Annotated in this window: 1 pseudogene; it reads left to right on the top strand. The window is 67.2% G+C overall.

The features are described from left to right. Positions 1-241: pseudogene (locus A3736_RS17565) on the top strand (family 2 glycosyl transferase); the annotation flags it as partial.

Here is a 241-nt window from a genome sequence, read left to right as displayed (position 1 = left end):
AGCAGCGATCGGACCGCCGCAATCGTGCGCGATCATGCGGAGCGGGGCGTCCGGCTGGTCGAATACGAACAAGGCGGCAAGGCGCGCAGCTGGAACCGCTTCGTTCTCGGCGAGGCGCCCGAGGCCGATATGTACGTCTTCGTCGATGGCGATGCAGTTTTGGCGCCCGGATCGGTCGTAGCGCTCGGCCAATGCCTGACGCGCAATCCCGAAGCCAACGCCGCCGCCGCACTGCCGCTCA

This window comes from Erythrobacter sp. HI0063 (assembly GCF_001635685.1).
Lineage (GTDB): Bacteria > Pseudomonadota > Alphaproteobacteria > Sphingomonadales > Sphingomonadaceae > Qipengyuania.
Note: the sequence above shows the minus strand (reverse complement) of the source record. Positions and strands in the feature narration are given on the sequence as shown.